The 23,578-nt window shown below is 63.0% G+C and carries 12 protein-coding genes and 1 pseudogene; 6 read left to right on the top strand and 7 right to left on the bottom strand.

Going from position 1 to position 23,578, the window contains the following annotated elements; genetic code table 11:
- Positions 1–214: 214 nt before the first annotated feature.
- The 6 genes and pseudogenes from GFM02_RS26840 to GFM02_RS26815 form a co-directional block, all read left to right on the top strand.
- Positions 215–684: pseudogene (locus tag GFM02_RS26840) on the top strand (SulP family inorganic anion transporter); the annotation flags it as partial.
- A gap of 334 nt (positions 685–1,018) precedes the next feature.
- The gene (locus tag GFM02_RS26835; RefSeq protein WP_246792400.1) at positions 1,019–1,735 is read left to right on the top strand and encodes a helix-turn-helix domain-containing protein; all 717 of its coding nucleotides are present in this window, start codon (positions 1,019–1,021) and stop codon (positions 1,733–1,735) included.
- Positions 1,736–1,869: 134 nt separating this feature from the next.
- Positions 1,870–2,529: a 2Fe-2S iron-sulfur cluster-binding protein gene (locus GFM02_RS26830; protein WP_168271199.1), complete on the top strand. Its 660-nt coding sequence runs from the start codon at positions 1,870–1,872 to the stop codon at positions 2,527–2,529.
- Positions 2,530–2,533: 4 nt separating this feature from the next.
- Entirely contained in the window at positions 2,534–3,520 is a 987-nt protein-coding gene (locus GFM02_RS26825; protein WP_168323299.1) for an FAD binding domain-containing protein, read from the top strand.
- A gap of 170 nt (positions 3,521–3,690) precedes the next feature.
- Positions 3,691–4,062 (top strand): nuclear transport factor 2 family protein, encoded by a 372-nt coding sequence (locus GFM02_RS26820; protein ID WP_168271206.1) that lies wholly within the window; start codon positions 3,691–3,693, stop codon positions 4,060–4,062.
- Between the two features lie 98 nt (positions 4,063–4,160).
- Complete coding sequence (locus GFM02_RS26815) at positions 4,161–6,482, top strand: xanthine dehydrogenase family protein molybdopterin-binding subunit (protein ID WP_168323298.1); 2,322 nt, start codon at positions 4,161–4,163, stop codon at positions 6,480–6,482.
- A gap of 230 nt (positions 6,483–6,712) precedes the next feature.
- Here GFM02_RS26815 and GFM02_RS26810 read toward each other — a convergent pair whose 3' ends face one another.
- From GFM02_RS26810 to GFM02_RS26770, 7 genes are all read right to left on the bottom strand, one after another.
- Complete coding sequence (locus GFM02_RS26810) at positions 6,713–8,155, bottom strand: HlyD family type I secretion periplasmic adaptor subunit (protein WP_168271196.1); 1,443 nt, start codon at positions 8,153–8,155, stop codon at positions 6,713–6,715.
- Entirely contained in the window at positions 8,152–10,296 is a 2,145-nt protein-coding gene (locus GFM02_RS26805; RefSeq protein ID WP_131665648.1) for a peptidase domain-containing ABC transporter, read from the bottom strand. Before GFM02_RS26805 ends, GFM02_RS26810 begins: the two co-directional genes overlap by 4 nt.
- Before the next feature lie 43 nt (positions 10,297–10,339).
- Positions 10,340–10,648 (bottom strand): hypothetical protein, encoded by a 309-nt coding sequence (locus tag GFM02_RS26800; protein WP_003549393.1) that lies wholly within the window; start codon positions 10,646–10,648, stop codon positions 10,340–10,342.
- A gap of 73 nt (positions 10,649–10,721) precedes the next feature.
- The gene (locus GFM02_RS26795; protein ID WP_168271195.1) at positions 10,722–11,954 is read right to left on the bottom strand and encodes a GTP-binding protein; all 1,233 of its coding nucleotides are present in this window, start codon (positions 11,952–11,954) and stop codon (positions 10,722–10,724) included.
- A 48-nt stretch (positions 11,955–12,002) separates the two neighbouring features.
- Positions 12,003–17,342: a DUF4082 domain-containing protein gene (locus GFM02_RS26790; protein WP_168271194.1), complete on the bottom strand. Its 5,340-nt coding sequence runs from the start codon at positions 17,340–17,342 to the stop codon at positions 12,003–12,005.
- A gap of 489 nt (positions 17,343–17,831) precedes the next feature.
- Positions 17,832–19,016 (bottom strand): GTP-binding protein, encoded by a 1,185-nt coding sequence (locus tag GFM02_RS26775; RefSeq protein ID WP_168323297.1) that lies wholly within the window; start codon positions 19,014–19,016, stop codon positions 17,832–17,834.
- Between the two features lie 88 nt (positions 19,017–19,104).
- Positions 19,105–23,565, bottom strand: a complete 4,461-nt coding sequence (locus tag GFM02_RS26770; RefSeq protein ID WP_348643996.1) for a N,N-dimethylformamidase beta subunit family domain-containing protein — start codon at positions 23,563–23,565, stop codon at positions 19,105–19,107.
- Positions 23,566–23,578: the final 13 nt, after the last annotated feature.

Below are 23,578 nucleotides of genomic sequence, written 5' to 3'. Positions count from 1 at the left end.
TGCTGCAACTGTCAAAGCTAAAGCCAATGGGTGCGTCTCATCCGCCCCCTCCCTTCCCTTGCAACCCGGCCCAGCCGGTCCGGTCGGGGGCTTGCCTCAGCGCAAGTGGACATGCCGAGTGTCGCATTTCTAAATGGCTGAAGACACACCCAAAGTCACACTTCTACTTTGCACACAAACGGACATTCCAACCCTGCCGCCACAGTGCCAACACATATCCTTTCCGACGGCCGGGAATTTCGCCCAGCTTGTGCAGCCGGGCATTATTTAATGACGTTGATGATTGCCGTCATTGCAAGCGCCGAAACGCTTCTTTCCGCGGCCGCCGTCGACCGAATGCACGATGGAGAACGTACCCGCTTCAACAAGGAACTATTCGCCCAGGGCGTCGGTAACGGACTTTGTGGTTTGCTCGGCGCATTGCCGATCACCGGTGTCATCGTCCGCTCATCGGCCAATATCCAGGCTGGGGCCCGCACGCGCACCTCGGCAATTTTTCATGGCGTTTGGATCCTGGCGTTGGTGGCGCTTCTGCCGGGGCTGCTGGGAATGGTGCCTTTGACGGCGCTCGCTGCCGTACTCCTCGTCACCGGCTGGAAGTTGATCAGTCTCCACCATGTGCGTCACTTGTTCGAGCACCATGGTCTCGTACCGGTCGGAATCTGGGCAGTGATGGTCGCAGTATAACCTATGTCTCCGGCAGATTTTGCCCGGTCTCACGAATTCTTGAACGCGGCGCGGTTATCAAGGCCCGATGCTTGCCCCATATGCGCAGCGACGGAGGCGGGCGGCACACGATGCTCAAGATGAAGCCGGTGCGGCTCCGTCAATGAACCAGCGAGATGCCGCAATGTCATTCAAACCGCTACTTGGTGACGGACGGATTCGGAGCCAGGAGGAGAGGTCTGAGCCGCTGCAAACGGCGTCATGGGCCGGATCGTCGATCGTTTTCGACAATCGGCGGTGGGCGTGCCGGGAGGCGGAACTTCGCTGGACAGCTCCTCATCATCTGGTCGTCTTGACCGAGGAAGGCGGAACGTCTCAAACGTCTATCCGGCATGAGGCAAAATCCGTGTACGACGGAAAGGATCGCCCAGGGGCCCTCACCTTCGTGCCCGCGGGTGCCGAGCGATTCGGCTTCTACCGGAACGTGGACCTCACCTACTCGGCCCTATGGATCGATCCCGACGCCAGGATTTCAGGATGTGAAAGCTTGGGGGATTTGCCGATCCTGGTGAACAAGAAAGACCCGGTCATCGCCACGCTCGTGGGCTCGCTTCGCGACGAGATGGCGCTCGGCCATAAGCCGGACACCGCCTATGTCGAGCATCTGGTCGCCCTTGTTGGCCTCCGCGTGGCGACCCTGAACAAGGAGCACAACTCGGTTCAGGGTCACGGCTGCCTCAGCCGTCGGGCGCTTGGTCGCGTTCGGGACTATATCGATGCACACATGAATTCCGACATTTCGCTGGGCGCACTGGCAGCCGTCGCAGACATGGCCGTCGACAGTTTTGCACGCCGCTTCAAAGCGACGACCGGCCTTGCGCCCTATGCATATGTGATCGAGGAACGTGTGTGGCGAGCTGAGACGCTGCTACGCGAAACAGGTTTGTCGATCGGCACGATTGCCTTTCGGCTCGGCTTTTCAAGTCAGAGCCACTTCACAACGACATTTCGGCGTCTGAGGGGCATGACCCCTCGGGTCTATCGGATGCATTTTTCTCCGGGATCCTGACATTGCTGCCGATTTCCTGAAAGAAAGCCGCCGCACGCCTCTCCACCTCCAGTATCGATGAGTAGCACCACCCGAGACGCACACTATCGGGTCGGTTGCCGTCAACGTTCTTCATTGCGATTGGGAGATCATGCATGGCTGAAACAGACCACAGGAAGGGGCCGACGCGTCGAACAGTATTGCAAGGCGGAGTCGCGACCGGCTTGTTCCTGGCAACCGGGATGCCGGTTGCCGCCGAGCAGGCGGACACCGCCACGGCCGCCGCATCGCCCACGCCAACACCGACCATGCCGATGTCCTTGCGGATCAACGCGAAGGACTTTGCCGTTGAGCTCGACCCGCGCACGACGCTGCTCGACGCCTTGCGCAACCATCTCGGCCTCACCGGCTCGAAGAAAGGCTGCGACCACGGCCAGTGCGGTGCATGCACGGTGCTTGTTGATGGGCGCCGGATCAATTCCTGCCTGACGCTTGCCGCAATGCACCAGGGCGACGAGATAACCACCATCGAGGGCCTTGCCGAGGGCGATCGGCTCAACCCGGTCCAGGTCGCCTTCATCGCCCGCGATGGTTTCCAGTGCGGCTACTGCACGCCAGGCCAGATCTGTTCCGCGGTCGGCATGCTGAGCGAAGCCAAGGCAGGCTGGCCTAGCCACGCGAGCGCCGACGTGGCAGCGGCTTCCACCGCTCTCACCGACGCCGAGATCCGTGAGCGGATGAGCGGCAACATCTGCCGTTGCGCCGCTTATCCGAACATCGTCGCCGCGATCCGCGACGCGGCAGGGGAGGCGTGAGCAAATGCGATCTTTCACTTATCAACGCGCGGAAAGCGCCGAGCAGGCGGCCACCGCGGTTGCGACTCGGCCGGACGCCAGGTTCATCAGCGGCGGCACGAACCTTCTCGACCTGATGAAGCTCGAGATCGAGCGGCCGGCACATCTCGTCGATATCAGCCGCTTGCCGCTCGATCGGATCGAGGAGACAGATGAGGGCGGGCTTCGGATCGGTGCCCAGGTCCGCAACAGCGATCTCGCGGCTGATCCGCGGGTAAGGTCACGCTATCCAATGCTCGCGCGAGCACTGCTAGCGGGAGCTTCCGGCCAGATACGCAACAAGGCCTCGACCGCCGGCAATCTCCTGCAGCGTACGCGCTGCCCCTACTTCTACGACCGCAACATGCCTTGCAACAAGCGCGAGCAGGGTTCGGGCTGCGCGGCGCTCCAGGGCCTCAATCGCATGCATGCGGTACTCGGCGCGAGCGAAGCCTGCATAGCGGTCCATCCCTCCGACATGGCGGTCGCCATGTCGGGGCTGGATGCCAGGATCGAAACCATATCGTCCGGCAGCGAGACGCGCACGATCCTGATCGGCGATCTCCATCGATTGCCCGGTACGGCGCCTGACGTGGAGACCGTGCTCAAACATGGCGAGATGATCGCCGCGGTTACCCTGCCGCCACCACCACCCGGCCGGCAGGTCTACCGCAAGGTGCGCGACCGAGCTTCCTACGCCTTCGCGCTGGTCTCGGTGGCTGCGATCGTCGAGAAAAGCGGCGACCGCATCCGAAGCGCCCGGATCATCCTGGGCGGCGTGGCAGGCAAGCCTTGGCGCGCAACGGGGGCCGAGCAAAGGCTTGCGGGAGCGGCGACGTCCGATGCCGCCATTACCGACGCGGCCGAGGCAGCACTCGCCGGAGCGGTCGGGCATGGCGGCAATGATTTCAAGATCCCGCTGGCCAAACGAACCGTGCGGCACACGCTCGCCGCCGCCGTCGAACGTGCATGAGGTGATGCGATGACAGAGACGACGACCCCGAACGACTGTTCTCAGATGCAGGCGCCTAACAGGAGATCGACATGAGACTTACGCGACGCGCCGTTGCCGCCTCGGGTGGCGCCCTTTTCGTCTCTGCCGCCGCAGCTTGGGGCGCCACATCTGATCCGGGAGCTCGACGCATGCTTGAGGCGGCCGTCGACGCCTTCTTTACCGGCTGGGCTTCCGGCGACTGGACGGCATTCCTCGATTGTTGCGATGAGACGATGACCTTCCAATTCCCTATCGGCGAACAACGAGGTCGACACGGCCCCCCCGAGGGCAAGCGGGCACTAACAGCCTGGACCGCCGCGCATCAAGCGCAGGGAAACAGGATCACGGAATCGGCAGTCGATCTCAAGCTCTTCGCCGCCGACTGGGTCATCGTCTGCGATCGCGGCAGCGGGACAATCGGTGGCGCGCCGTACACTGGCCTGCATGCGATCTTCATGCGAGCCGGCTCGACAGAGAAGCTGGTCGAGTTTCGCGAGTATTTCGGCGAGATCGCCGCGTGAGCCCGGCCACCGCGCGATGAACATGAAGGTGCGAGGATGAGGCATCGTCGCGGCCTCCATGCCTTCGAACGCCAAAATGACAAAGCTCAAGGTGACTTATGAACGAGACCAGACCTGGACTGCCTGCCGATTCGACCGGCTCCGCCACCCATTCAAGTGTGAAGCCTCGTCCCAATGCTGGCTTCATCGGCCGGTCAATCGACCGCGTCGACGGCCCGCTCAAGGTGACGGGGCGGGCCACCTACGCCTATGAGCACACGCTGGACGGCATGGCCTATGGCTATATTCTCGGCGCCGCCGTCGCCAAGGGCCGCATCGCCGAGATCGACACGGCCGAAGCCGAGCGGGCGCCGGGCGTGCTCCACGTCATGACGCACCGCAATGCGCCGGCCCAGCCGGATTTCGGGCCGGCCGCCACGTCGGCCGTGCCGGAGGTCTTCACGCGCGCCCGGCCAGCGCTCAACAGCGACCGGGTGCGGTACCATGACGAGCCAATCGCGCTGGTTGTCGCGGAGACGTTCGAGGCGGCACGTGCAGCGGCGGGCCTCATCGGAGTACGCTATGAGGAGGATCCGGGTCGATACGATTTCCGGACGCGCATCGCCAACGCCTATAGACCAAAACTGACCAACGCCGGCCTACAGACCGACAGCGTGATCGGCGACTTTGATAGCGCTTTTGCGGCGGCTCCGGTCACGATCGATGCAAGCTACCGAACACCGTTCGAACATCATAATCCGATGGAGCCCCATGCGACGCTCGCCGCTTGGTCGGGCAACGAGTTGACGATCTACACGTCGGCGCAGACCCTGGCGAACTTCCGGGCGGGCGCCGCCAGCACGCTCGGCATTGCGCCGGAGCGCGTGCGCATCGTCAGCCCCTTCATCGGCGGAGGCTTTGGCAGTAAGTTGATCGCCCATGCCGACACGATACTGGCCGCACTCGCGGCGCAGGCCCTGCAGCGTCCGGTGAAGATCGCGCTTACGCGACAACAGATGTTCGCCAATGCCGGGCACCGCGCGGAGATGATCCAGCAAGTGCGTCTTGGCGCGGACAATGACGGCCGGCTCGCCGGGATCGCACACGACGTATGGTCCGCGACATCCAGCTTCGAGGAGTACTGCGAGCAAACGGCAGCCTTTACCCGCTCGCTCTATGCGGCGCCGAACCGTATCACTCGCCACCGGCTGGTTCCGCTGGATATCAACCGTGGTGAGTGGATGCGCTCGCCCGGTGAAGCGCCCGGCATGCTGGCTTTCGAATGCGCCATGGATGAGCTCTCCGAGCGGCTCGGCCTCGATCCGATCGAACTCAGGATCCGCAATGAACCGGCGCAGGATCCCGAACGCGGCGTGCCCTTCTCCACCCGCAACCTCGTCGCCTGCATGGAGGAAGGCGCGCGTCGCTTCGGCTGGCAGCGCAGAGACCCGACACCGGGCCGCGTCCTGGAGGACCGCAAGCTCATTGGCTACGGCATGGCGGCTGCGATCCGTCCGAACTACATCGGCGCGGCGACAGCGCGGGTCGCAATCGACCGGGACGGCCAGGTGACGGCTCGCCTCGACATGACCGACATCGGCACAGGCACCTATACGATCCTGACCCAGATTGCCGCGGAGAACCTCGGCCTACCGATCGCGTCGGTCAAGGTGAAACTCGGCGACAGCCGCTTCCCGCGCACCGCCGGCTCCGGCGGCTCCTGGGGTGCGGCAAGCGCGGGGTCAGCGCTGCATAACGCGTGCGACGTCCTCAAGCAGCGGATTCTGGAGGCGGCGCGGACGAGCGAAGCTTCGCCCTTACACACAGCGAATGCCACCGAGACAAGGTTTGCCGACGGCGAGGTCACGGTCGGCCAAAGGTCGGCAAGCCTGGTCGATCTCATCCGCAAGATCGCTCCCGACGGGTTCGAGGCCGAAGGCTCCGTGGCCGCGGGCGCTACCACCGAGTCATACAAGGCCTACTCCCAGCATTCCTATGGAGCCCATTTCGCCGAGGTTGAAGTCGATTGCGATACCGGCGAAATCCGTATGCGCCGCATGCTGGCTGTAATGGCCGCAGGCCGCATCCTCAACGCCAAGACCGCGCGCTCGCAAATCCTCGGCGGCATGACCTGGGGCATCGGCGCGGCGCTTATGGAAGAGACCGTGCTCGATCCGCGCTTCGGCCACTTCGTCAATCACGACCTTGCCGAGTATCACGTCCCGGTCAATGGCGACGTTACGGCGATGGAGGTCGTGTTCCTCGAAGAACATGACGACAAGGCCAACCCGCTCGGCGCAAAGGGCCTCGGCGAGCTCGGCGTCTGCGGTGCGGGCGCTGCCGTAGCCAATGCCGTCTACAATGCGACCGGGGTTCGGGTACGCGAATTTCCCATCACCTTGGACAAAGTGCTGCCTGCCTTGCCGTTGACTTCCATTTGATGCCGGAAAATCGATCTCGCCATCACCGTGCAGGTCGCGAATTGCCGTGACCTCATGTGGTTGTGCCAATCGTCGAAGTGATCGCCCGCGTTGGCGGCGCAGCCAGCCAGCGCTTTGTCCAGATCGTCGAGCTGCATGCTCCAAGCAAGGCGCTGCCGGCGCGGTAGAAAACCAGGGTCAGCCTCGAAGCTCACTCGGGATCTCGTCGGGGCGAACTGATCCGCCGCGTTCTACGGTTCGCGTATTGCATTATCGAGGCCACGCAGCAGCGGATACAGGAAATAGGAGATCACCGTACGGTTGCCGACCTTGATTTCCGTGGACACGGTCATGCCGGGCAGCAGCCGTACCGGCATACCTGCGGCATTCAGCCGGGTATCGGCAAGCAGGATCCGCGCCTTGAAGAAGGGGGCGGCCGGCTGGCTCGGGGTCTCTGTCTGCTCCTGTTGGCCGGTGAGGAAGGTGTCCTGGCTGATGGTTCTCACCTCGCCCGAGGCGGTGCCGTATTTCTGGAAGGGATAAGCGTCGAGCTTGATGCGGGCTTCCTTGCCGACGGCGACGCGGCCGATGTCGCGGGTGTTGATCGAGACTTCGGCTTCGAGGGGCACGTTGATCGGCACCAGCGTCACGACCGGTTCCGCCTCGCGCACCACTGAACCGACCGAGCGCTGGGCGAGATCGAGCACGACGGCATCGGCGGGTGCGGTCAGCGCCACCATGTTGCGGCGCAGTTCCATCTTTTTCAGTTCCTCGTCAGCCATGTCGCGCTGGCCGCGCAACTCCACCAGCTGCTCCATTGCGGCGCGGCGGAAATCCTCGATGAAAGCCTGGCGGTCGGCTCGGAGCTTGGCATAGGCGTGGGCGGCCTCGTCGGCCCGGCCGCGGACGGCGGTCAGGTCGGACTCGACGTCGAGGCGGGCGTCACGCGAGCCGAGCAGCGTGATCAGCGAGCCGCTCTGCTTGTTATAGAGCCGCTCCCGCGCTGCCTCGATCTGCGAGAGCCCATCGCGCCTGTCGTTGAGCACCGCCTCCTGGTTCCTGCTCGCTGCGAGAGCGGCTGACTGGCCGGCGATCTGCTGCTCGAAATTCTGCAGCTGAGCCATGTAGAAGGCCTGTCGCTGGCCGAAGAGCTGCGCCTGCAGCACCTGGTCGGGCGTATCTCCCGCCATCTTCATGTAGTCGTCGCCGGCAAGCTCGGCCTCGATGCGCCTCACCTGGGCGTCGAGGGCGGCGAACTTCGCCTGCTGCTGGTCGACATCGGCCTGGCTAAACGTGGCGTCGAGGGTCGCGAGCGTCTGCCCGGCATGCACCACTTCGCCGGCCTTCACCTCGATCGTGCGGATGATCGAGGTTTCGAGCGGCTGGACGACGATCGTCGGCTGGGTGGTGACGAGCTTGCCGGGCGCAATCACCACCTCGTCGATCGACGAGACCGAGGCCCAGATGATCGCGGCGGCAATCAGCGCCGTCACGCAATACAGCGTCATCCGTGCAATGCGCGGCGGAGCGCGTTCCTCCAGCTCGACGGCGTCGGACTGGAATTCGGCAATTGCCGGCGGCAACGGCGGGCGGGCGGTGAGCTCCCTCCCCTTCCCCGATGGGCCTTTGCCTGACGGGACCTTGCCTGAAGGGACCGGCAGGTTTTCGCTGGGTTTTCTGGTGTGCGCGTTCATGCGACCTGCCTCATCTGCTGGGACCACAGATGGCGATAGGTCATACAGCGCGATACAAGCTGATCGTGCCGGCCGATATCGGCGACCTTGCCACGATCGATGACGAGAATGGCATCGGCATCGACGAGCGTCGAAAGCCGGTGCGAGACGATGATGACGGTGCGGCCGGCGGCGATGCGGCTCAGATTCTCGCGGATGATCGCCTCGCTGTCGGGGTCGAGCGCGCTCGTCGCCTCGTCGAAGATCAACAGCTTCGGATCGGTGATCAGCGCGCGGGCAATGGCAAGCCGCTGCTTCTGGCCGCCTGACAGGTTGGAGGCGTTTTCCTCCAGCATCGTGTCAAAGCCGCGCGGCAGGCGCTCGATGAACTCCTCGGCGCCGGCGATGCGGGCGACTTCCATGATCTCCTCGATGCTGGCATCGGGCTTGGCGGCGGCGATATTCTCGCGCACCGAGCCGCGAAACAGGAAACTATCCTGCAGCACGACGCCGATGCTCGTTCTCAGATGCACGAGGTCGATCTCGCGGCTGTCATAGCCATCCATGCGCACGAGGCCTTCCTGGCTCTGATAGAGCCCCTGGATGAGCCTTGTGATCGTCGTCTTGCCCGAGCCGCTCTTGCCGACCACGCCGAAGAGGCAGCCGGCCGGAATGGCGAAGGAGACATTGTCGAGCGCCGGCGCGCTATCCGGGCCGTAACGGAAGCTGACCCTGTCGAATTCGATGCGGCCCTGCAGATGCGGCCGAACACCTCGCCCGCGGCCCGCCTGCTCCGGCCGCTGGTTCATGATCTCGCCGAGCATGCGCACGGAGAGCGCGACTTCCTGATATTCGTGCACCATGGTGACGATCTGCACCAGTGGTCCCGAGACCCGGCCGGCGAGCATGTTGAAGGCGACCAGCGCGCCGATCGTCATCGCGCCGCTGAAGACATCGAGCGCGCCGAGGCCGATGATGGCAACGCTCATCAGCTTCTCCAGCAGTCCGGTCATCGCCTGGGCGATGGTCGAGATCTTGTCGACCCGGAAACGCACGGAGATCGACTGCGCCGAGTAATCGTCCCACACCTTGCGCTGGCGCGGCTCCAGCGCCAGCGATTTGACGGTGCGCATGCCGTGCACGGTTTCCACCAGCAATGCCTGCCGGTCGCCTTCGGCCTGGTAGAGCGCCTGCAACCGGCGCTGGAACGGCCCGACGAGCATCATCACCACGAGCCCGACAAGAGCGGCGAAACCGAGCACGACAAGTGTCAGCTTGACGCTGTAGAGAAGCAGGATCGGCACGAAGACCAGCAGCGAAACGCCGTCCAGGAGTGTGAGAAACAGCCGGCCGGTCAGGAATTCGCGGATGCGCCCGGTCTGCTGCATATGCTTGACGAGAACGCCGGCCGAGGCCTGCTCGAAGAGCGCGATCGGCAGGTTGAGCAGATGGCCGAAGGTGCGGGTCGCGACGCGGATGTCGATCCTGTTCGTCGCATAGAGCAGCAGATAGCGGCGCAGGAAGGTGAAGGTGGCGTCGAAGACGAGCGCGATCGCGATGCCCGCCGTCAAAACCGTCAGCGTCGCATAGCTCTGATGCACCAGCACCTTGTCGATGACGAGCTGAAAGAAGATCGGCGTCGTCAGCCCCAGCCCGTAGAGCACGAAGGCGGCGAGCGCGACGTCGCGGAAGAAGCTGCGCTGCTTGATGATCTCGGGGACGAACCAACGGAAGCCGAAGGGCCGGTCCTCATCGGACATGCGATAGTTGCGCTTCAGCAGGATCACCGATCCGAGCCAGGCCTTGGCGAACTGCTCTTCGCTGAGCATCATCACTTCGGCACGTGATGCCAGCGGGTCGAGAACGCGGATTCTCTCATCCTCCCCGCTCCCGACAGCGCCGGCGATGACCACCCAGTTGCCGTTCGTCAGCTCGGCGAGCACCGGGAAGGCCTCGCCGAGTTGGAACAGGGATCGCCAGTCGAGCGTCAGATGCCTTGCCCTGAGGCCGGCATCCTTGGCCATGCGCAGCAGCTGCCGCATGGCAACGGGATCGTTGCCGACGGCATAATCGTGCTGCAGTCGTTCAGGAGCAAGATCGACGCCGTGATGACGCGCGACCAGTGCAAGACAGTGCAGATTGGTATGCAGAAAACCACTCATGGCCCACCCGAAACAATACGAGACCGAGGCAATATTTGTTTTATCAGTTGAAGTTCGGCGAGGCGTTCGAAGCGCCGGCCTGCACCGTCTGGATATCGGCGGCAGCCGCAGCTGGCATATCGCCGATGCGACGGACCGCACCCGCCTCGACCAACCCGCCAAGCGCCTTCTGCATGAGATCGACCGCATTGGCGAAGGCATCGACCGGCATGATGATGCGCTGGCGGAAGACTGGCTTCGGATTGTTGTTGGCGTCACGATCGGTGGCCGAGAGTGACATCAGGTCGATGCGCACGATCGTTCCCGTGATGGTGATCTCGCCGATGCCATCTGCATAAAGTTCGTTGCTCATTGTTCTCTCCTCTGGTTGATAATCAAAACCTGTTCACCTTTGAGTCGACACATCGGATTATCCGAAAACCGCTTCACACCTTTCGGTCCGATGCGTGAGTATCGTGCCGCCATGCTGGAAACGGATCGCGAAGACCGATGGCGGTTTGCGGATCGAAACCCGTCTCCTCCCCGGCCAGGCAATCGTCGAGCGCGGCACGGATCGCCGCCTCGTCGAAGCCGGAGCCGATGAAGACCAGCTCCTGACGACGGTCGCCCCAGACATCGTCCCAATGCCGGTCAAGCAACTGGCGGAATTGCGGATGGCGCGGCCAGTGCGCCCGCGGCACCGAAGCCCACCAGAATCCCCTGTTCTCGATGCGGCATTGCGTGCCGGCAATTGACAGCAGGCCGATCTCGTCCGGCCGGGTCGCCAGCCAGAAATGCCCTTTCGCCCTGATGATGCCGGGCAATGGCTGCTCGATGACGCGGCTCAGCCGCGCGGGATCGAAAGGCCGGCGGCTGCGATAGACGAAGCTCGCAATGCCGTATTCCTCGGTCTCCGGCACATGGCCGCCCCAGCCGTAAAGCTCCTTGTGCCAGAACGGATGGCGGGCGGCCTTCGCCTCGCTGAAGAGCCCGGTATCCATGATCGCGCCAAGCGGCACCTGGCCGAAGGCCGCCTCGATGATGCGGGCATCCGGATTGAGCGCCGCGACGACCCGGCGAACCTCCAAGAGCATTGCCGGCGGCACATCGCCTGCCTTGTTGATGATGACGACGTCGGAAAATTCGATCTGCTCGACGAGGAGTTCGACGAGCTTGCGCTCATCGTCCCCGTCACGCCTTTCGCCGCGATCGGCAAGGAACTCGGCGCTCTGGTAATCGGCGAGAAGATTGACCGCATCGACGACGGAAACCATGGTGTCGAGCCGCGCGACATCGCAGAGTGCTGCCCCGCTCTCGTCGCGGAAGGAGAAGGTGGCTGCGACCGGCAGCGGCTCGGCAATGCCGGTGCCCTCGATCAGCAGATAATCGAAACGGCCGACGCTAGCGAGCCGGCGAACCTCGCTCAGGAGGTCGTCGCGCAGGGTGCAGCAGATGCATCCATTGGTGAGCTCTACCAGCGTCTCGTCCGTGCGCAAGAGGTCTGCACCCCCGTCGCGCAGGAGATCCGCATCGATGTTGACCTCGCTCATATCGTTGACGATGACAGCAACCCGGCGACCCTCACGATTGCTCAGGACATGATTGAGGACAGTCGTCTTGCCGGCGCCGAGAAACCCGGCGAGAACCGTTACCGGCAATCTGTTGTCTGCACCCATCATCGATCTCATTACCCTTTACAGATGCTTGGCCTTACATGCTCGCGGGCTTTACGCTGCGAGCTGCGGTCTGAATGCTACGTCCACATAGTAATTTGTGCTGTTATAGCTGGCGCTCGGGAACAGCCCGCTCGACCCATAGGCATAAACGCCGTTGCTGCCGCTTAGCGCTCTGAGGTCGCCATTCGTCACTTCGGCGCTGAAGTAATTGCCGGTCGCCGAATAATTGCCGTTGGTGCTGTAGGAAACGACGTAGGTCGTATCCGCGGCGATCTCCACCTGCTGGGTGAGTGTCGCAGTCTGCCAGCCGCTTGCCGTTTCGTTGCTGAAGGCGACGCTGCCGAGCAGCGTGCCCGAGGCGGTCCAGAGATAGCCGTTATGCGGGCTCGTATTGTCTGCCCCCTTGTAGAAGCGGATGCCGGTGATCCAGCCTGCCGTATCGGCCTGGAATTTCATGCCGAGATTGACCTGCTGATTGTCGTTGGTGGAGACGACCGAGGGCGTCGCATTCGCGGCAAAGAGGTTCTGCTCCGGGCCTGCAGCCGGGCTGTTGATGGTGAGCGCAACCTGGGCCGTGGCCGTGCCGCCCTTGCCGTCTGATATCGCGTAGCTGAAGCTCGCCGGTCCCGAATAGCCTGCGGTCGGCGTGAAGGTCACCGTCTGGGCCTGGGCATTGTAGGCGACCGAGCCGTTGACGCCACCGCTGACACCGGTGATCGCGAGCGGATCGCCATCGGCATCGCTGTCGTTTGAAAGCAGCGCCGAGGCCTGGATGGTGATCGGCGTGCCCGTATTGGTCGAGTAGCCGCTGTCATTGGCGGCAACCGGAACCGCATTCTGCGCGCCCTGCTGATAGAGCACGTCCACCCAGTAATTGCTGGCATTGTAGGAGGCGGTCGGGAACAGGCTGCCCGTGCCATAGGCATAGACGCCGTTGCCGCCGCTGACCGAACTTGCCGGCGCCGTCAGCGCGCCGCTCGTATGGTCTGTCGTGAAGTAGTTCGCCGTTGCCGAATAGAAGCCGTTGGAATGGTAGCTCGCCACATAGGTGGCGCCGGCCGTGACATTGATCGGCTGCGTGAAGGAAACCGTCTGCCAGCCGCTTGCCGTCTCGTTGATGAAGGTTGCCTGGCCAAGGAGCTGGCCGCCCGCGGTCCAGAGCGAGCCGACATGCGTGCCGGTATCCTGAGCGCTCTTGTAATAGGTGAGCCCCGTGATCTGGCCGCTGCCGGAAGCGATGAACTTGACGCCAAGTTCGACCGAGTTGGCGTCATTGGCGGCGGTAACCCCCGACGTGTCGGCGCTGGTAAACAGGCTCGAGGTCGTGCCGCCGCCGGGCTGCGAATTGACCGTGAGGCTGACGGTCGCCGAGGCCGTGCCGCCTTGCCCGTCCGAGATCGAATAGGAGAAGCTTGCGACGCCCGTATAGCCCGAGTTCGGCGTGAAGATCACCGTGTTGGTCTGGCTGTTATACGTCACCGTTCCGTTCACCGCGCCATTGGCGCCGGTAATGCTCAGCGGGTCGCCATCGCCATCGCTGTCATTGGCAAGCAGGTTGGCCGCGGCAATCGACAGGGCCGTGTTGGCATAGGTCGTATAGCCGTTGTCGTTGGCGGCAACCGGCACCGTGTTGCCCGTGGACTGATTGAAGACGACATCGACCCAGTAATTCGACGACTGGTAGCTCTGGGTCGGAAAGGTCGAGCCCGATCCGACCGCATAGACGCCGTTCGCACCGGCGAGCGCCGTCAGCGAGCCGTTGGTGTGGGCCGTGTTGAAATAGCCTGCGGTGGCCACATAGCTGCCGGTCGTGTGATAGGAGGCGACATAGGTCGCACCCGCCGTGATCTGCAGCGGCGTGGAGAAGGTTGCGGTCTGCCAGCCGGAGAGCGACTCGTTGGTGAAGGTGACCGTGGCAACAAGCGTGCCGTCCGCCCTCCAGATGGAGCCTGTATGCACGCTGGTATCGCCGGCAGCCTTGTAATAGCGGATTCCCGAGATCGTGCCGTTTGAGGAAGCGACGAACTTCATGCCGAGTTCCATCGCCGCATTGTCGTTGAAGCTGCCGCCGGTTGGCCCCTCGCTTCCCGTAAAGAGCGTCTCCCCGGCCGGGGCGGTCTGAACGGTGAGGCTGACATTGCCCTGATCCGTGCCGCCGCGGCCGTCCGACAGCGTATAGGTGAAGCTTGCCGGGCCTGAATAATTGTTAGCCGGCGTGAAGGTGATGGTTCCGGTCTGCGTGTTGAGCGCGACCGTGCCGTTGAGCGCATTGCCGACGGCGGTGATGGTCAGCGCATCGCCATTGGCATCGACATCATTTGCCACGAGTGCGGCAATCGAGATAACAAGCGTTCCGTTATGGCCGATGATCAGCCCGCTGTCGTCCGTTGCGACCGGCTGGCTGTTGGGGCCGGCATCGAAGACCACGTCCACCCAATAGTTCGAGCCGCCGGGGCTCTGACCGGGGAACGTGCTGGTGCCGCTATAGGCAAAGACGCCGCCGCCATCGACGGCCTTCAGCGCGCCGCTGGCATAGGGCTCGCTGAAATAGTTCTCGGTGACGGAGAAGAATCCGTTGCTGTGATAGGAGGCCACATAGGTCGTGCCGGCGGCGATCTGGACCGGCGAGGAGAACATTACCGTCTGCCAGCCGGAGAGCGGTTCACCCACCGACACGCCGGTTGCGAGCAGCGTTCCGTTGCCGGACCAGAGGCTGACGACGTGGTCGCCGGTATTGTAGAAGCCCTTGTAGAAGCGAATGCCCTGCACCGAGCCTGCCGTTGTTGCCTGGAAGCGCAGGCCGAGCTCGACGGGATCGCGATCGATCGCCACCTCGGTTGCAGGCTTTTCCGCAAGCGTCCACAGGCCCTGCGTGCCCGGCAGGTTGACCGTGACCTGCTTGCCGGCCGATGGCGCTTCCAGATTGACGCTGTCGTCGACGGCGCGCGACAGGATCGTGTAGGTGCCGCTTGCCTGGACGACCCAGTTATAGCTCCAGTTCTCGCGGCCTGACGCCTTGAACCAGTGCTGGCCGCCATCGGTGGAGACCTCGACACCGGCGATGATGCCGCCGCCGAAATCCTGCGCCGTACCCGTGATCGTCACGTGCTGCCCTTCGAGGAAGCTGGCGCCGATGATCGGCGACGTGACCGACGAGGTGGGCTTCAGCGCGTCGGTCGATTGCGTCGCGAGGATCAGGCTCGCATCCAGCGTCGTCGGCTGGATGCCCATGTCCGCGAACATGTTGACCATCGCCTGCTGCACATTGCGATCGGTCGATGTTGTCGGACCCTGGTGGTTGTCGCTCAGGCCCCAGGACCAGAAGACGGTGCCGGCGCCGAAGACCAGCGCGCCGCTTGCCGCCCGGTACATGGTGAGGCTGTGGGTGGCGACGGCAGAGCCGATCGTCGTGCCGTAATCGCGCAGATAGGTTTCCACCGAGACCGAAGAGAGCGACAGGTTGATCAGTCCAGCCGGACGGAATCCGTTCTCGACATCGGAATCCCATTCATAGCCGAGCAGGTTCTGCACCAGATTGTAGGTATCGCCTTCATTCAGCTGGGAGACATCGGTATTGCGCCAGAAGCGCAGGTTCGAATAGTCGTAGGGGATGGAGATCGTGTCCTGGCGGTAGCTGTCCACCTGGAACATCGTGCCCGTCAGCGAATTCTCCGGCTGCTGCCCCGGATCGGCATAACGCGGATCGCGCCATGTGCCGGTGCCGACATTGCTCGGGTCCGTGCTCGTGCCGTAGGTCTCCTTGTAGCAGACCATGGTGCGGTAGGCCTGGCCGCTGCCGTCGATGCTACTTTCCCAGCGGACTTTCCAGTAAACCTCGTTGCCGCTCCAGAAGGCGAGGTTCACGCCTGCATCGCGCGCGGCCTCCACATTGGCGCGCTGCTCGGCAGACCAGTATTCGTCATGGCCGACGGAGAGATAGGCATCATGGTTGAGCAGCAGGCTGCCGCTGCGCGTCGCATCGACGCCCGAGATATAGGACACGTCGTAGCCGTTCTGCTCCAGCCACGAGATGGCAGAGGATTCGACGCCGAAGATGAAATCATGCGAACCGCCGACCGGGCTCGTATTGGTGATGATCGGGCGGTTGTAGCTGACGGCCGAGGCGCGGCCGATCGCGGTCAGCCCGCAGCTGCAGTTCGGCGGCAGGTAGCCGATCATGTCGGCGGGATCGACGGGCACTTCGCCATAATAGAGGCTAGCGCCACCCCAGGCATTATAGGCCTGCCATGTCGTGTCCGACGTCTGGAAGACGATATCGCTGGTCGAAGCGTCGTCGCGCACGACGAAGGGGATGATGCCCGCATCCTCGGTGCCGTCCTCGCGCACCAGCTTGGCGAAATAGACGCCCGAGACGGCATCGGCAGGGATCTGCCAGCTGGCGGAAACCGACCAGTTGCCGCAATCGATGAGACCGAGCGACATGTCGACGATCGGATGCGGCTGGATCTGCGCCGTAGTCAGCGATTTCTCGATCGAGTCGACCTTGCGCGCGCCTGCCCCGCCGTAATAGCCCATGCGGTAGATATCGATGCGGTAATGGGTGGAATCCGTGGCGATCTTGAAATCGACCGTCTGGCCGATATTCGTGCTGATTTCGGTGGCGAAGCCCTGGATGGTGCCGTTGCCGTCGCCCTCCAGCCCCCATTCGCTGATCGGGTTGCCCTGCTTCAGGTTTTCGAGCGCGATCTTGTTGGGTGTCGCCGCAGCCGAAACCGCCGCCATCGGTGCCACCGGTGCCGCCAGTGCCGCCAGTGCTGTCGGGGCCGCGGTCGTCTCAGCAGAAACGTCCTGGCTCGGCTCTACAGAGACAGATGCTATCGAGGCCTGAAGGCGCAACGAAGCCGTGCCGAGACTGCTGGAAGAGCTGACCGGCGCCGCCGTCTTGGTGCTTCCAGTGTCGGCATCGGTGGTAACACCCGTAAGCGCGGGAGCGGCCGGCAGTGTCGCAGCCTCCTCGGACGGATCCGGGGCAAGCACGGTGCGTTGCAATGTCGAGGAAGGCGCCTGGAACACCGTCGCAGCAGCCGTCTTGGTAAAACCGTCTTGCGCGCCGCTATCTCCCGCAGGCGCCGGCATCGCCGTCGACGATGCGGGCGACGATTGCATGTCGCCTGATGATATCAGGGAAGATGTGACCGTGCCGGAGAAGGAGGATTGGACGGTTGCGCTGCCCTGATTGGCAAAGCCGTAGGGACCCTGAGTGCTTGAAGACACCACGGTCGCAGTTCCAAGCAGTGCGGTCCAGACAGAGGGTGGGTGACAGACGCTCGGCGTGCCGCCGGCAGTACTTAGATATTCGCGATTCCTCACATGAAATCTCAGCAAGAGCGGCGTCCCCGTTTCCCGTCGACCACCATTGGAAGGCTTCATCCTGCCAGCTTTCGTAAGGGAACGTACGACACCAATCTGGGGTATGTGGGTGGTACCCCCATACTCCGATGTGATGCCCGTCACCCCATCCCCGACCGACAAGGCCGCAAAGCTGCCTCCGGCTACTGCTCAGTGGCCGACTCTGGGTGAAGAGGAATTCTAGAGCCTTTCCGGGTTAGATTGCAGCATTCTGCCGGAGCAGGTTTTCGTCAGGGCAAAGGCGATTGGCGACGGGCATACCCCTTGGTACGTCCGAGCCGATCGCCTTTGATCCTGGCGCAAAGATGCCCGGCCCTTCGGGTTGGCTGAAACGGGCCGGCTGATCGATCGGCCGGCTTGGCCGTAGAGCTTGGCTACGACGCGCGCCGGCCGGTCGACCATCCGACTCCGTTTGAGCCAACAGAATGCTTCAATCTAACCCGGAAAGGCTCCAGTTCGGTATTGTCTCGCCGGTCCGGCCGGTCGAGCCGGTACTCCCGCGTCCCCGTGCTACCAGGCCGGAAACGGATCTTCGAGAGCCGACCAGTCCCGCGGGTCCGAACTGGCCAGACAGTCGTCCAACGCGGTGCGGACGCCTGTCTCGTCCATATCAACACCGATGAACACGAGCTCCTGCCGACGGTCGCCCCAAGCGCTGTCCCATCGGCTCTCGATATGCTGGCGAAACTGCTGATGGCTGGGCCAGTCTTGTCGGGGAACGGCCGCCCACCAGAGCCCCATAGGTTCACAGCGCCGTTGCACTCCGGCAGCCGACATCAAACCCACGTGACGCGGGCGCGTGGCAAGCCAGAAATGGCCTTTGGCGCGGATTACCCCCGGCCAGGGCTCGTCCAGGAATGCTCGAAACCGCTTGGGGTCGAAGGGACGCCTCGTGCGATAGACAAAGCTCGATACCCCGTATTCCTCCGTCTCCGGAACATGGTCGCCCGGATTGTAGAGTTCCTTGTGCCACAACGGGTGAGCGGCGGCTTTTGCTTCATCGAAGAGGCCCGTACTGAGGATGGTTGCAAGAGAAACCTTGCCGAAGTCCGTCTCCACCTGGCGGGCATCCGGGTTGAGTGCAGCCACCGTCTTGCGGACTTCCGCGCGGACCTCTTCGCTCGCATCCGAGATCTTGTTGATCACGACAATATCGGCAAACTCGATCTGGTCGACCAACAAGTCGATGAGTGTGCGCCGGTCGTCACCGTCCCGCTGCAGTTCGCGATCGCGAAGCAGATCAGCGCTGCTGTAATCGGCCAAGAGGCTTGCAGCGTCGACGACGGTCACCATCGTGTCGAGTTTCGCAAAATCGGAGAGCGAAACACCATTCTCGTCGCGGAATGAAAAGGTTGCCGCGATTGGGCATGGCTCCGCAATGCCGGTCCCCTCTATCAACAGATAGTCGTATCGCCCCTCTTCGGCCAGTCGCCGCACTTCCGTCAGGAGATCGTTGCGCAGGGTGCAGCATATGCAGCCATTGCTGAGCTCAATCAACGTCTCTGTCGTATGCGACAGGTTACAGCCGCCGTCTCGAATAAGACTGGCGTCTATGTTCACTTCGCTCATATCGTTGACGATGACGGCGACCCGCAGGCCGTCGCGATTGGTCAGCACGTGGCTGAGAAGCGTTGTCTTGCCGGCGCCGAGAAAACCCGAGAGCACGGTGACCGGCAACCGGTCGATGCTGTTCATCGGCATCCCGTCAATGAGGGCATTCGGAGCGACTGTCATTTGCGTTTTATGAGCCTCATCGAAATCGTCTCTAACCTCGTTCGACGCGTCAGGCGGCGAGCTGCGGCCGGAAGACCACATCGGCATAATAGTTTGCCGAGTCAAAGGTGCTGGTCGGGAAGAGACCTGTGGTGGCAGATCCGCCGTAGGCATAGACGCCATTGCCGCCAGCCGCAGCGCTGGATAGCGCCGACAGCGGACCATTGCTGACGCCGTTGGCGAAGAAGCCATCAGTTGCCACGTAAGCGCCGGTGGTGTGGTAGGAGGCGATATAGGTGGTGTTGGCAGCGATGGTGACGGGCGTTGTGAAGTTCACCGTCTGCCAACCGCTTGCCGTGGTGTTGGTGAAGGTGGCGGTGGCGAGCCTGGTGCCGGTGGTGGTCCACAGATCGACGACGTTCTGTCCGTTGTCGTTGGCGCTGCGGTAGAACTTGATGGCGGTAATATCACCGACGACGTTGGACTGGAACTTGACGCCGACCTCGAGCTGCTGACCGTCGTTGAGATTGGTCTGGGCCGGTGTGCTGGAGGCGTTAAACAGGCTGTAGGTCGCAGGCGCCACTGTCGCAGTGATATTGAAGGTCTCGTTGGCGGCAAGGCCGCCAAGGTCGGTTGCCGTCACCCTGACGCCGTAGGTGCCTGATGTCGTCGGCGTGCCGCTGAACGTCCGCGTCGTGGCGTTGAAGGCGAGCCAGGCGGGCAGCGCCGTGCCGTCGGCAGCGGTTGCCGCATAGGTGAGGGTCTCGCCGCTGTCGACATCGGTAAAGGTCGTCGTCGGCAGCACGAAGGAGAAGGCAGAGCCGACGGTGGCGTTCTGGGCGGCCGTCTGAACAGCCAGCACCGGCGCGTCATTAGCGCCATGGATGGTGACGGTCAGGTTTGCCGTGGCGGTGGCGCCGGCGGTATCCCGCATCGTATAGCTGAAGACATCGCTTAGCGTGTTGGTCGACTGCCGCAATGCCTGCACGGCGGCATTGCTCTCGTTGACGGCATAGCTATAGACGCCCGATGCGCTGAGCACGAGACTGCCATAGGTGCCGTTCAGTGCCGTGCCGAGCGTGCCTGATGTGGTGCCGAAGCGGATCGCCGTCACCGTCTTGCTATCACCGGCATCCGCATCGGTATCGTTGGTCAGCACGTTACCGCTGGCAACCACGCCGCCCGAACCGTTGGCCACCCCACCCTTCTCGGTCGCGTCACCCGCATCGGCAACCGCCGTCGGCGTCGTGTTGCCTGATGTCGACACGGCGATGTTGAAGGTCTCGTTGGCGGTGAGGCCGCCGAGGTCGGTCGTCGTTACCCTGACGCCATAGGTCCCTGATGTCGTCGCCGTTCCGGAGAAGGTCCTCGTCGTGGCATTGAAGCTCAGCCAGGCAGGCAGCGCCGAGCCGTCGGCAGACGTTGCCGCATAGGTGAGCGTCTCGCCGCTGTCGACATCGGTGAAGGTCGTCGTCGGCAGCGTGAACGAGAAGGCAGAGCCGACGGTAGCGTTCTGGCTAGCCGTCTGGACCGCCAGAACCGGCGCGTCATTGGCGCCATGGATGGTGACGGTCAGGTTTGCCGTGGCGGTGGCGCCAGCGGTATCCCGCATCGTGTAGCTGAAGACATCGCTCAGCGTGTTGGTCGACTGCCGCAGCGCCTGCACGGCGGCATTGCTCTCGTTGACGGCATAACTATAGACGCCCGATGCGCTGAGCACGAGACTGCCATAGGTGCCGTTCAGCGCCGTGCCGAGCGTGCCTGATGTAGTGCCGAAGCGGATCGCCGTCACCGTCTTGGTGTCACCGGTATCCGCATCGGTATCGTTGGTCAGCACGTTGCCGCTGGCGACCACGCCACCCGAACCATTGGCCACGCCACCCTTTTCGGTCGCATTCCCCGCATCGGCAACCGCCGTCGGCGTCGTGTTGGAGGCCGACGGATTGAACATCACATCGACCCAGTAATTCGTCTCAGCGAAGGTGGCCGTAGGGTACAGGCTGGTGCTGCCGTATCTGTATACGCCATTACCGCTCGCCGGTGCCGTCAGCGGCCCACTCGTCACATTGGAGACAAAGTAGTTGGCGGTGGTCGAGTAACGACCGGCATTCGTATGGTAGGAGGCCGTGTAGGTCTGCCCGACCGTCAATGCCACCGGACTGGAGAAATACGCGGTCTGCCAGCCGCTGGCGGTCTCGTTCGTGAAGGTGAGGGTCGCGAGCTGAGTACCCGTGCTCGACCACAGCGAACCGGTATGGGTACCCGTATCCTGGCTGCCCTTGTAAAAGCGGATGCCGGAGACGGTCCCTGCCGCAGAGGTCTGGAAGCGGACCCCGAGCTCGACAGCCGACGTATCGTTTGTGTTGACGACCGCTGGCGTCGCCGCGCCGAAGAGGGAAGTATAACTCGGTCCGCCGACGGTGACCGTGCGTCCGGCCGAGGGCGTTTCGAGGTTGATGTTATCGTCAACGGCGCGGGACCGGATCGTGTAGCTGCCGGCGACCTGCGGCGACCAGGTATAAGTCCAGTTCTCATCGCCTGTCGCCGGATGCCAGCTCGCCCCGTTGTCGGTCGAAACTTCGACGCCGGCGATGACCCCGCCGCCCGTGTCGGCAGCGGTGCCTGTAATCGTCACGGTGGATCCGACGGCCACCGTCGCGGGTACGGTGATGACGGAGGTCGGTGCAACAAGGTCCGTGGAACTGGTTGTGGCGACGAGTCCGGATTGCAGTGTTCCCGGCTGAATGCCCATGTCGGCAAGCAGATTGACCATTGCCTGCTGCACGCGGGGATCGGTCGGAGTCGCCTCCTTGTCGTGATTGTCGCTGAGGCCCCATGTCCAGTAGACGGTACCGGCGCCGAACACCAGTGCACCGCTCGGCGCCCGATAAAGCGTCAGATTGTGCGTCGCGGTCGCGTTGCCGGTCGTGTTTCCGTAGTCGAGCAAATAGGTGCTGACCGGAAGCGTCGTCGACGACAGCTTGACAAGGCCAGCCGGATCGAAGCCGTTATCGACCGCTTCGTCCCATTCGTAACCAAGATAGTTCTTGGTGAGCGTTGCGGTCTGGCCAGGCTGAAGATTGGCAACGCTCGTATTGCGCCAGAAGCGCAGGTTGGCATCGTCATATCCGACTTTGATCGCGGCGAGATTGCTGCCGACATCGTCGACCTTGAACAACTGTCCGGTCAGTGAGTTTTCCGGGTTTCCGCCGCCGACGGCGGGTGGGCTGAGGCGCGGATCACGGAATGTGCCTGTCCATTCGTTGGAAGGGTCGATGCTCGCGCTGGGCGACCATGTCTCCTTGTAGGAGATCAGCGTGCGATAAGGCGTGCCGTCGGCGCTATAGGCATTGCCCCAACGGGTGCGCCAATACACCTCGTTACCGCTCCAGAACATCAGGTTGACGCCGGCATCGCGCGCGGCTTCGACATTGGTCCGCTGCTGTCCGGACCAGTACTCATCGTGCCCGGCATCAATATAGGTCTTGTGATTGAGCAACAGGCTGCCATAACGGTCGACGTCGACACCCGACAGGTAGGAGACGTCATAGCCGTTCTGTTCCAGCCAGTAGATGCCCGCATATTCGGCGCCGAACAGGTAATCCTGCGGACCGGCAAAAGTGCCAACCCCGCCGCGGGTCGCAATCGGTCTGTTGTAGCTGACCGCATAGGCGCGACCGGCACCCTGCCCCGTCGCCGGACCGTTGCCGCCATAGAAGTTCGCGCCACCCCAACCGTTGTAAGCTTGCCAGGTCTGGTCTGCCGTCTGGAAGACGATGTCGCTTTGGCTGTCGTCGTCGCGCACGATGAACGGGATATGATTTTGGCCGGAGGTGCCATCCTGACGCACGAGCTTGGCGATATAGACGCCCGATACGGAGTCCTCCGGTACGGTCCACGAGGCAGACACGGCCCAGTTGCCGGCATCCACCGTGCCGGTCGAGGCGTTACGCAACGGATTTGGCTGAGTCTGCAAGCCGGTATGCTGCATGGTCGCGACCTTGCGAGCGCCCATGCCGCCGTAATAGCCGAGCCGGTAGATATCGATCCGGTAGTTGGTGGAATTCGTATTGATCTTGAAGCTGATCGTCTTGCCATTGTCGACGCTGATGTCGGTCGCAAATCCCTCGATGTTGGAGCTACCGGCACCGTCGATGCCCCACTCGCTCTGCGGGTTACCCTGCTTCTGGTTTTCCAGCACGATCAGGTTGTTGGCCGCAGCCGCGGCCGCCAGATTTTGCGTCGTCAACGACCGCTGCGTAGAAGGTGGCGTCGTCACCGAACCGGAAAGGATACCGATGCCCTTGGATGTGGCGGTGCCCGTTCCGATTTCTCCGCCGCCTGGCAACGATCCGTTCAAGATCGTCGAATCCGTCCACGTCGCGGTTCCGCGCCATCCCGAGAGAGGCGACAAGTCACGATCGAGAAGCGGGTCGCTGATCGAAGCGCTGATGGCCCGCTTGATCGTCGATACAAAGTCCGGCCCCTCGGTCAGCCTGGTGCCCGGCAATTGGCCGTCCTGTTGAAGCATGGCGCCGCCATGG

Source organism: Rhizobium leguminosarum bv. viciae, from assembly GCF_012276115.1.
GTDB classification, from domain to species: domain Bacteria; phylum Pseudomonadota; class Alphaproteobacteria; order Rhizobiales; family Rhizobiaceae; genus Rhizobium; species Rhizobium leguminosarum_T.
The sequence above is the reverse complement of the archived record's forward strand: the minus strand, read 5'-3'. Positions and strand labels throughout refer to the sequence as shown.

Bases quoted from the DNA above. Each gene is read 5' to 3' on its own strand.
- GFM02_RS26830 (WP_168271199.1), top strand. From the start codon at position 1,870: ATGGCTGAAACAGACCACAGGAAGGGGCCGACGCGTCGAACAGTATTG.
- GFM02_RS26825 (WP_168323299.1), top strand. From the start codon at position 2,534: ATGCGATCTTTCACTTATCAACGCGCGGAAAGCGCCGAGCAGGCGGCC.
- GFM02_RS26820 (WP_168271206.1), top strand. From the start codon at position 3,691: ATGCTTGAGGCGGCCGTCGACGCCTTCTTTACCGGCTGGGCTTCCGGC.
- GFM02_RS26815 (WP_168323298.1), top strand. From the start codon at position 4,161: ATGAACGAGACCAGACCTGGACTGCCTGCCGATTCGACCGGCTCCGCC.
- GFM02_RS26810 (WP_168271196.1), bottom strand. From the start codon at position 8,155: ATGAACGCGCACACCAGAAAACCCAGCGAAAACCTGCCGGTCCCTTCA.
- GFM02_RS26805 (WP_131665648.1), bottom strand. From the start codon at position 10,296: ATGAGTGGTTTTCTGCATACCAATCTGCACTGTCTTGCACTGGTCGCG.
- GFM02_RS26800 (WP_003549393.1), bottom strand. From the start codon at position 10,648: ATGAGCAACGAACTTTATGCAGATGGCATCGGCGAGATCACCATCACG.
- GFM02_RS26795 (WP_168271195.1), bottom strand. From the start codon at position 11,954: ATGATGGGTGCAGACAACAGATTGCCGGTAACGGTTCTCGCCGGGTTT.
- GFM02_RS26790 (WP_168271194.1), bottom strand. From the start codon at position 17,342: ATGAAGCCTTCCAATGGTGGTCGACGGGAAACGGGGACGCCGCTCTTG.
- GFM02_RS26775 (WP_168323297.1), bottom strand. From the start codon at position 19,016: ATGAACAGCATCGACCGGTTGCCGGTCACCGTGCTCTCGGGTTTTCTC.
- GFM02_RS26770 (WP_348643996.1), bottom strand. From the start codon at position 23,565: ATGCTTCAACAGGACGGCCAATTGCCGGGCACCAGGCTGACCGAGGGG.